Annotated in this window: 10 protein-coding genes; 7 read left to right on the top strand and 3 right to left on the bottom strand. The window is 68.1% G+C overall.

The window, feature by feature from the left end; translation table 11 throughout:
• Nucleotides 1–337: 337 nt before the first annotated feature.
• The 3 genes from ABFX45_RS41195 to rocD form a co-directional block, all read right to left on the bottom strand.
• Nucleotides 338–742, bottom strand: coding sequence for a GNAT family N-acetyltransferase (locus ABFX45_RS41195; RefSeq protein WP_109638961.1), 405 nt, complete (start codon nt 740–742; stop codon nt 338–340).
• Between the two features lie 44 nt (nt 743–786).
• The gene (locus ABFX45_RS41190) at nt 787–2,172 is read right to left on the bottom strand and encodes a DUF2252 domain-containing protein (protein WP_346136337.1); all 1,386 of its coding nucleotides are present in this window, start codon (nt 2,170–2,172) and stop codon (nt 787–789) included.
• A gap of 73 nt (nt 2,173–2,245) precedes the next feature.
• On the bottom strand, nt 2,246–3,481 hold the full coding sequence (gene rocD, locus ABFX45_RS41185) for an ornithine--oxo-acid transaminase (RefSeq protein WP_109638959.1): 1,236 nt from the start codon (nt 3,479–3,481) through the stop codon (nt 2,246–2,248).
• A 140-nt stretch (nt 3,482–3,621) separates the two neighbouring features.
• Between rocD and ABFX45_RS41180 the strand changes: the two genes are divergently transcribed.
• The 7 genes from ABFX45_RS41180 (at nt 3,622) to ABFX45_RS41150 (ending at nt 8,351) form a co-directional block, all read left to right on the top strand.
• The gene (locus ABFX45_RS41180) at nt 3,622–4,452 is read left to right on the top strand and encodes a PPK2 family polyphosphate kinase (RefSeq protein WP_346136334.1); all 831 of its coding nucleotides are present in this window, start codon (nt 3,622–3,624) and stop codon (nt 4,450–4,452) included.
• Between the two features lie 145 nt (nt 4,453–4,597).
• Nucleotides 4,598–5,650: a lactonase family protein gene (locus ABFX45_RS41175; protein WP_346136332.1), complete on the top strand. Its 1,053-nt coding sequence runs from the start codon at nt 4,598–4,600 to the stop codon at nt 5,648–5,650.
• 49 nt (nt 5,651–5,699) lie between these two features.
• Nucleotides 5,700–6,431, top strand: coding sequence for an SGNH/GDSL hydrolase family protein (locus ABFX45_RS41170; RefSeq protein ID WP_233439955.1), 732 nt, complete (start codon nt 5,700–5,702; stop codon nt 6,429–6,431).
• Between the two features lie 17 nt (nt 6,432–6,448).
• Complete coding sequence (locus ABFX45_RS41165; RefSeq protein ID WP_109638956.1) at nt 6,449–6,751, top strand: ArsR/SmtB family transcription factor; 303 nt, start codon at nt 6,449–6,451, stop codon at nt 6,749–6,751.
• Entirely contained in the window at nt 6,748–7,203 is a 456-nt protein-coding gene (locus ABFX45_RS41160; protein ID WP_109638955.1) for an SRPBCC family protein, read from the top strand. The genes ABFX45_RS41165 and ABFX45_RS41160 overlap by 4 nt, the downstream gene beginning before the upstream one ends.
• 10 nt (nt 7,204–7,213) lie before the next feature.
• Nucleotides 7,214–7,981 carry a HipA family kinase gene (locus tag ABFX45_RS41155; protein ID WP_109638954.1) on the top strand — a complete coding sequence of 256 codons (768 nt, stop codon included), beginning with the start codon at nt 7,214–7,216 and terminating at the stop codon, nt 7,979–7,981.
• Nucleotides 7,965–8,351, top strand: a complete 387-nt coding sequence (locus ABFX45_RS41150) for a DUF3037 domain-containing protein (protein ID WP_346136329.1) — start codon at nt 7,965–7,967, stop codon at nt 8,349–8,351. Before ABFX45_RS41155 ends, ABFX45_RS41150 begins: the two co-directional genes overlap by 17 nt.
• Nucleotides 8,352–8,396 lie beyond the last annotated feature (45 nt).

Raw genomic sequence — 8,396 nt, 5'->3', positions numbered from 1 at the left:
GGACTTTCCGCTTGAGCTCGTCGAGGAGCTCAAGCGGAGTGGCGAGTCCGAGGGGTGGCATGCGTCCATTGTGGCAGGAACACGTGTTCGAATTCCATTCCACAATCGGGTGAACGCGCAGGTCAGCTCCCTATGGCACCGTGCGCGCACACTCTCTCTAGTACGCAACACGCGCCCAGCAACCACCTGCGCAACCGGCGCTCGACGCACGCAGCAGGAGGGCATGTGCCGGGTCGGCGTAAGGCGAAGCCGTGCCACCCCAACGCAACCGCCGCCCGCCCACGCAGCGTAACCACCGCCCAAAACAAACGCACCCGGCAGGCGTTGGCGAGCCGGCTCAAAGCTCCCAGCTGACGAACGCCCCGTCGTCGATCGACCCGCCCGCCTTCTTGTAGGTGGCCTGCGCAGCCGCGTCCCCCGCCGCGGTACCGGTCCACATCGCGTAGCAACCCCGTTCGGCGGCAAGGGCTTTGAGCGCCTCCACCAGCGCCGTGCCAATACCGCGGCGCAGGAACGCGTCGTCCACCCCGAGCTCGTAGAGGAACATCTCGGTGCCCTTGTCGGGGTGTGTCGTCTCCACTCCGGACACGAAGCCGACCGGCTGGTCGCCAACGTAGGCGATCAGCAGATGGCTGTGATCCTGCGCCAGGAAGCGGGACGTCGCGTCCGGCAGCGGCGGCGCGTCGAACAGGTGCGCGGCGGCGAACACGTCGTCGGGGGTGGCGGCGCGACGGATCTTCATACCGCCAGGCTAGGTGAACTTTCCGGAACAGGCCCGAAGGCGCGTCAGCGGTCCTCCACGACGGCGGGCAGCTTGCCGTTCTTGACCAGGTCGGCCAGCGAGGCGTGGTCGGCCTCGGTCTGGTCCGCGTAGTCGAAGGCGTACTTCGCGAACGCCTCGTCCAGGTCCTCGCCGCCGCCGTTCTGGAAGTACCCGGCCAGCAGGCGCGGATCCAGCGACCTGGTGTGCGCGCGGGCCAGCAACGCGCCTGCGAAGCGGCCGTAGTCGTCGAGGTCGTCGCGCTTCAGCGTCGTCGCGTCGATCTCGCCCTTGCGGTTGCGGAACTGCCGCACGATGAACGGCCGGCCCTCGATCGTCGTCCAGCCCAGCAGGATGTCGGACTCGGCCTGCACGAGCCGCGCGCCGTGGACGATCCGCTTGCCCTCGTGCTTGGCGGGCTCGACGTCCAGGAACGGCTGCAGGGCCGAGGTGCGGGCTTCCTTGGCCTGCAGCACCAGTGCCTCGGAGCCGTTGCCGTGCAACAGGATGAGGTAGTTGCGCAGGCCGACGCTGCCGGTGCCGACGACGCGGAACGCCACGTCCGACACGCCGTAGCGCATGATCAGGTTCGTCCGCGACTCACGCAGAGTGTCCACGTAGGACGGCAGCGCGGCGATCACGGCCTCTTCGGTCTCGAGGGAGACGTCCGTGAACGTCGGCGGGTTCGTGATGAACCGCCACTTCTCGCCGTCGTGCGCCGTCCACTTGGCGGCGAAGCGGGCGCTGGTGTTCTTGCGCGACTTCTCTGCGGCCTTGGAGAAGTCGTTGAGCAGGTCGTCAGCCTTGACCTTCGACAGCGTCGACTCGTCGCCCAGAGCCGTCCACGAGTCCATGAACGGGATCTCCGCGAGGTGCCTGATCACGTTGCGGTACGCGCGCACGGCGTCCTCGGCGGCGTCTCGGCACCCCTTGTCGGACACGCCGCCGACCCGGCCCGCCAGCACCAGCGACGCGACGAGGCGCTTGAGGTCCCATTCCCACGGGCCGGGCAGCGTCTCGTCGAAGTCGTTGATGTCCATGACGATCTGGCCCTCGGGCGTGCCGTAGAGGCCGAAGTTCGCTGCGTGTGCATCACCGCACAACTGAGCGTGCAGGCCGGTCGAGCACCCGGCGGCGAGATCACCCGCCTGGAGTCCGGCGGCGCCGCGGAAGAACGCGAACGGGTTGGCGAGCATCCTGCCGATCCGCAGCGGGATCAGATGCTCCAGCCGCCCCTCGTTGCTGGCGTGCATGAACTCCAGGACGGACGGGCGCGAGGGCGCCAGCGACACCGCGCGGTGCGCCTTGAAGTCCACAGAGGACCTCAGCGCGCGGCCTCGCGCGTAGACCTCCTCCGGCTCAGTCCATCTGCCCAGTGCGACAGCGGCCTCAGCACGCACCCGTTCACCCATACGAGCATGATGCCTGCGGCGGACGAGCCAGATGGCCCGTCCGCCGCAACTGTGACCTAGCGAGGCGGGAAAATCAGCCCAAATCGGGACGAACAACCTCCGCGATCGCCCGCACGCCCAGGTCGATCTCGTCCCGAGTGATCACCAGCGGGGGCGCGACGCGCAACGTCGTCGCCTGCGTCTCCTTGCACAGAACGCCACGTGCGGCCAGCGCCTCGGAGGCGGCGCGGCCGACCGGCCCGCCGGGGGAGATCTCGACGCCGGCCCACAGCCCGCGGCCGCGGACCTCGGCGATGCCGTGCCCGACCAGCTTGTTCAGCTCGGCGTGAAGGTGGTCGCCCAGTTCGCGGGAGCGCTCCTGGAACTCGCCGGTCTCCAGCAGCCGCACGACCGCACGGCCCACCGCGCACGCGAGCGGGTTGCCGCCGAACGTCGATCCGTGCTCACCCGGCTTCAGCACGCCCAGTACCGCGCGTGAACCGACCACGGCGGACACCGGCAGGATGCCGCCGCCCAGCGCTTTGCCCAGCGTGTAGAGGTCGGCGCGCACACCCTCGTGATCGAGGGCGAACAGCGTGCCGGTGCGGCCGAGCCCGGACTGGATCTCGTCGGCGATCATCAGCACGTTGTGCTCGTCGCACAGGCGGCGGATCCCGGGCAGGTAGCCGGCGGGCGGTACGACCACGCCGGCCTCGCCCTGGATCGGCTCGATCAGGATCGCGGCCGTGCGCGGCGAGATCGCGGACTCGATCTCGTCGAGGCTGCCGTACTTGACGACCTTGAAGCCCGGCGTGAACGGGCCGAAGTCGTTGCGGGCGGTCTCGTCGGTCGAGAACGACACGATCGTCGTGGTGCGGCCGTGGAAGTTGGATCCCGCGACGATGATCTCCGCGGTGCCCTCCGGCACGCCCTTGACCTGGTAGGCCCACTTGCGCGCCACCTTGATCGCGGACTCCACGGCCTCGGCGCCGGAGTTCATCGCGAGCACCATCTCGGTGCCGGTCAGTGCCGCGAGCTCACGGCAGAACAGGCCGAACTGGTCGTGGTGGAACGCGCGGCTGGTCAGCGTCACGCGGCCGAGCTGCTCGACGGCGGCGGCCACCAGGGCGGGGTGGCGATGGCCGAAGTTCAGCGACGAGTAGCCGGACAGGAAGTCCAGGTAGCGGCGGCCTTCGACGTCGGTGACCCACGCCCCCTCGCCGTGCGAGATGACCACCGGCAGCGGGTGGTAGTTGTGCGTGCTCCACTCCTCGTCGAGAGCTACGTAGTCAGCGCTGGTGGTGGTCTGGTGCTCAGCGATGGCTGTCATCCTCCAAGGCTAAGGGGCCGAACAAGCGATTTCAGCCGCGAAGTGTTGCGAACGACCGTTAAACGTTGCGTAGATTCACTGAACAGTGAGTGATCTTTGCGCAACAGGCGGGCCAGACGGTTCATCGCTACGCTCGGTTGATGGAGAAGAAGTCGGTTCGTGAAGCTCTGCGACTCGATGAGGTGGATCTCTCCACCCTCGACCCGGCCGGCCGCCCGGTCGGCCCCAAGAACAAGAAGGAGGCGGCCGAGGACCTCGCCACCACCGGGGCAGAGCTGGACGGCCTGCAGGAGGCGTTGTACGCGGAGAACTCTCGCGCGGTCCTGCTCGTGCTGCAAGGTATGGACACCTCCGGCAAGGGCGGCGTCGTCAGTCACGTCGTCGGCCTGGTGAACCCGCAGGGTGTGCGCATCGCGTCGTTCAAGAAACCGACTCCCGCCGAACGCCGTCAGCACTTCCTGTGGCGCATCAAGAAGGTGCTGCCGGAGAAGGGGCGCATCGGCGCGTTCGACCGCTCCCACTACGAGGACGTGCTCGTGCCCAAGGTCGAGCGTCTGCTCACAGCCGCCGAGATCAAGAAGCGGTACCAGGAGATCAACGCGTTCGAGAAGGAGCTCGCGGACAGCGGCACCACGGTGATCAAGTGCTTCCTGCACATCTCGCCCGAGGTGCAGAAGGAACGGCTGCTTGCCCGTCTGGACGATCCGAAGAAGAACTGGAAGTACAACCCGGCCGACATCGACGTGCGTTCCAAGTGGTCCAAGTACCAGGACGCGTACACCTGGGCGTTGAAGAACTGCTCGGACACGCCCTGGTACGCGATTCCCTCTGACCGCAAGTGGTACCGGAACTGGGCCGTGAGCCGGTTGCTGCTGGAGACCATGCGCGAGATGGACCCGAAGTTCCCGCCGCCCGCCTACGACATCGAGGCCGAGAAAGCCCGGTTGATCGCCCACGACCCGTTGCGCTGAGCGCAATCTTCGTTGCGGCTATTGCCTGACTGTAACGGTCTAGGCCACTGTGGGCTGCGCCGCCGTTGAGTATCCCGGAGGTGCGGACGTGGGTGTGGACCGGCGACGATTTCTCGGAGCCATGGGTGTGGGAGCTGGACTGCTGATGACCGGAGGGACCGCGCAGGCGGCCGCGACGCGGAGAGTCTTCTTCGGCGCTTACACGACGTGGAGCGGTGGCGCCAAAGGCATCGGCATCGGCACCTACGACACGGCGAACGGCCAGCTGAAGACGACCGGCGTGATCGGCGGCGTGGTCAACCCGTCGTTCGTGATCGAGTCGCGCGACGGCCGGTTCCTGTACGCGGTCAACGAGATCAGCAAGGGCGAGGTCACCGCGATCAACGCGGGCTCGCTCAAGGTGATCAACAAGCAGCCGACCGGCGGCGCGGACCCGTGCCACCTGACGCTCGACCCGTCGGGGAGGTTCCTGATCACCGCGGACTACTCGTCCGGCTCGCTCAGCGTCTTCCCGGTCAAGGCCGACGGCAGCCTCGGCGCGCGCACGCAGAAGGTGCAGCACAAGGGGTCGGGGCCGGATCCCTCGCGTCAGGAGGGCCCGCACGCGCATCACATCGTGTTCGACCCGGCGGGCAAGCACGCGCTGGCGGTCGACCTGGGCGCGGACGCGGTGTTCGTCTACTCGTTCACCGGCGGGAAGCTGACGCTCGTCTCGACGGCGAAGTTCAAGCCGGGCGCCGGGCCGCGCCACATCGCGTTCCACCCGAACAGCAAGACCGCGTACGTCGCGAACGAGCTGGACTCGACGATCGTGTCCTGCGCGTACGCGGACGGGAAGCTCACGCCGGGTCAGGTGCTCAAGACCGCGCCGCCCGCGACCGTGCGCAACTACCCGGCCGAGGTGCTGGTGTCCGGTGACGGGAAGAACGTGTACCTGTCGAACCGCGGGCACGACAGCGTCGCGCACTTCGCTGTCAACGGGGCTGAGCTCGCGCTGGTCGGCCACACACCGGCCGGCGGCAAGTACCCGCGGCACATCACGCTTGACCCGTCCGGGCGATTCCTCTTCGCGGCCAACCAGAACTCGAACCTGGTGACGTCGTTCGCGGTGGACGCCGTGACCGGCAGGCTGACACCGTCCGGCACGCCGCTGAAGACCGAGATCCCGGTGTGCGTGCTGCCCACCCGACTGGGTTAACGCCCTTCAAGTCGATCGTCCACAGTGGTACTCCGGCCCCATGGGTCTCATGGCTGGAGTACTGGCAGTTGCGTTGATGGCGCCCGCACCGGTCGCACCGGAGTACGTCGCACTCGGCGACTCCTACGCGTCCGGCGCGGGTGCCGGTTCCTACTCGGGCGGCTCGTGCCGTCGCAGCGCGAACGCCCATCCGGCGTTGCGCGGCAAGGGCTTCCCGTCGTTCCGGTTCGTGGCGTGCAGCGGGGCGACCACGAAGTCGCTCAAGCCGCAGTTCAAGGCGCTCAGCCCGGCGACGACGCTGGTCACGGTCACCGTCGGCGGCAACGATCTCGGGTTCGTCGACGTGATGACGACCTGCACGCTCAACGGTGACAGGGCCTGCGTCTCGCGAGTCGCCAAAGCGGTGAAGTTCATCCACGAACAGCTGCCCGCACGGCTCGACGCCACCTACGCCACGATCAGGAGCTCCGCGCCGGCGGCCGAGCTGGTCGTGCTCGGCTATCCGCGGTTGTTCACGCCGAACGACAGGTGCAGGACGCTCTCGCCCGCCAAACGTGCGGCGCTCAACGACGCCGCGGACCAGCTGTCCGAGGTGACCGCGGCGGCTGTGGCACGGGCCGGTGCGCGTTATGTCGACGTGAGGGAAGCGTTTGCGGGGCACGGCGTCTGCTCCGGGGAGCCGTGGATCAACGCGCTGGTCCGCCCGACCGACGACTCCTACCACCCCAACAAGGCCGGCCAGGCGGCGTACTTCAAGGCGTTGACAAGCTCGCATCGGTAAGTTCAGACTTACCGTTCGTGGGGACTTACCAAGAGGCGTTCGCGGCGCTCGGCGATCCGACCCGCCGCGAGATCTTCACGCTGCTCGCGGCCAGGCCGCGGGCTGTGGGGGAGATCGCCGCCGAGCTCCCGGTGTCGCGGCCGGCCGTGTCCCAGCACCTCAAGGTGCTCAAGGCGGCACGGCTGGTCCGCGTCGAGGCCGAGGGCACCCGGCGGCGGTACTCCGTGGACCACGTGGGGGTGGCCGCGATGCGCGACTACCTCGACGACGTCTGGGGCCAGGCCCTCGCCAACTTCGCTGCGGTGGTGGAGGAGACATGACGGAAGTCAGGCGATCGGTAGTGGTGAACGCGGGCGCCGACCACGCGTTCAAGGTGTTCACGGAGAAGTTCATGACGTGGTGGCCGCCGGCGCACCACATCGGCGATGCGGACCTGAAGGACGTCGTCGTCGAACCGCGCGAAGGTGGCCGCTGGTACGAGATCGGCACCGACGGCGCCGAGTGCGACTGGGGTGCGGTCAAGGCCTACGAGCCGCCGGCACGGCTCCTGCTGGCCTGGCACCTCAACGGTGACTGGGACTACGACCCGGACCCGGCGCGGGCATCCGAAGTGGAGATCACCTTCACGCCCGAGGGCTCCGGCACCCGCGTGGAGCTGGTGCATCGCAACTTCGAGCGGCACTTCACCAAGCCGGAACGGCTGCGTGAGGGCGTCAGCGGCGAAGGCGGCTGGGGAGGAATTCTGCTCGGCTTCCAGCGGGCGTTCGTGTGATCATGCCCCGGTGAATTCGTTGAGGGAGGTCACGGCCACCCGGTACGTGACGCCGTTCCGCGAGGGCGGTTCCATGCCGGGGCTGGTCGAGGCCGACGACCTGGGTATGTACGTGGTCAAGTTCCGCGGCGCCGGACAGGGCGTGAAGGTGCTCGTCGCCGAGATCATCGTCGGCGAGCTGGCGCGGCGGCTGGGCTTCCGGATACCCGAGATCGTCCTGGTGCACCTCGACCCGGAGCTGGCACGCGCGGAACCCGACCAGGAGGTCCAGGAGCTGCTGCGGGCCAGCGGCGGCCTCAACCTCGGCCTCGACTACCTGCCCGGCTCGTTCGACTTCAACCCGATCGTGCGCGACCCCGGCACCGAGCTCGCGACGAAGCTGCTCTGGTTGGATGCCCTGGTGCTCAACGTGGACCGCAGCTGGCGCAACCCGAACATGTTGCTGTGGCACCGCGACGTGTGGCTGATCGACCACGGCGCCTCGCTGTACTTCCACTACTCGTGGAGCCCGGAGAAGCCCGCCACGAAGGACTTCCGGTTCGACCCCTCGGACCACGCGATGCTGCCGAACGCGGGTGCTCTGTCCGAAGTGGACGCCGAGCTGTCGGCCAGGATCACGCCGGAGCTGCTCGACGAGGTCCTCGCACTCGTTCCCGACGAGTGGCTGGAAGGCGATCCGGTGGAACTCCGCCAGCGTTACAAGGACTTCTTCACCCACCGCCTCGCCCACCGCGGCTGGGTCGACTCGCTGGAGGCCGCGCGTGCCGCACGTGTTTGAGTACGCGCTGCTGCGGGCTGTGCCACGGCAGGAGCGCGGCGAGTTCATGAACGTCGGCGTCATCGTCTACTGCGCCGCACTGGACTTCCTGTGTGCGAAGACCTATGTGGACGATGACCGGCTGCGGGCGCTGGACCCGCAGCTGGACGTGGAGATGCTGGAGACGTCGCTGAGGCACCTCACGAACTCGTGCGACGGCACGCCAGACGCCGGGCCGGTCAGCAGGACAACGGTTGGGCAACGGTTCCGCTGGCTGACGGCGCCGCGCAGCACCATCGTGCAGACCTCACCTGCGCATACGGGATTCACCGAAGACCCGTCGGCCGAGGTCAACCGGCTTTTCGAAGCACTGGTGCTGCCACCCCGGTAGGTTCGTCGCAACCTGTAGGGGCGCGTCGCGTCCCTAGTTGCAAAG

The sequence above is a fragment of the Lentzea roselyniae genome, assembly GCF_039537795.1.
Classification (GTDB): Bacteria; Actinomycetota; Actinomycetes; order Mycobacteriales; family Pseudonocardiaceae; genus Lentzea; species Lentzea atacamensis.
This window is presented reverse-complemented; position numbering and strand designations above follow the sequence as displayed.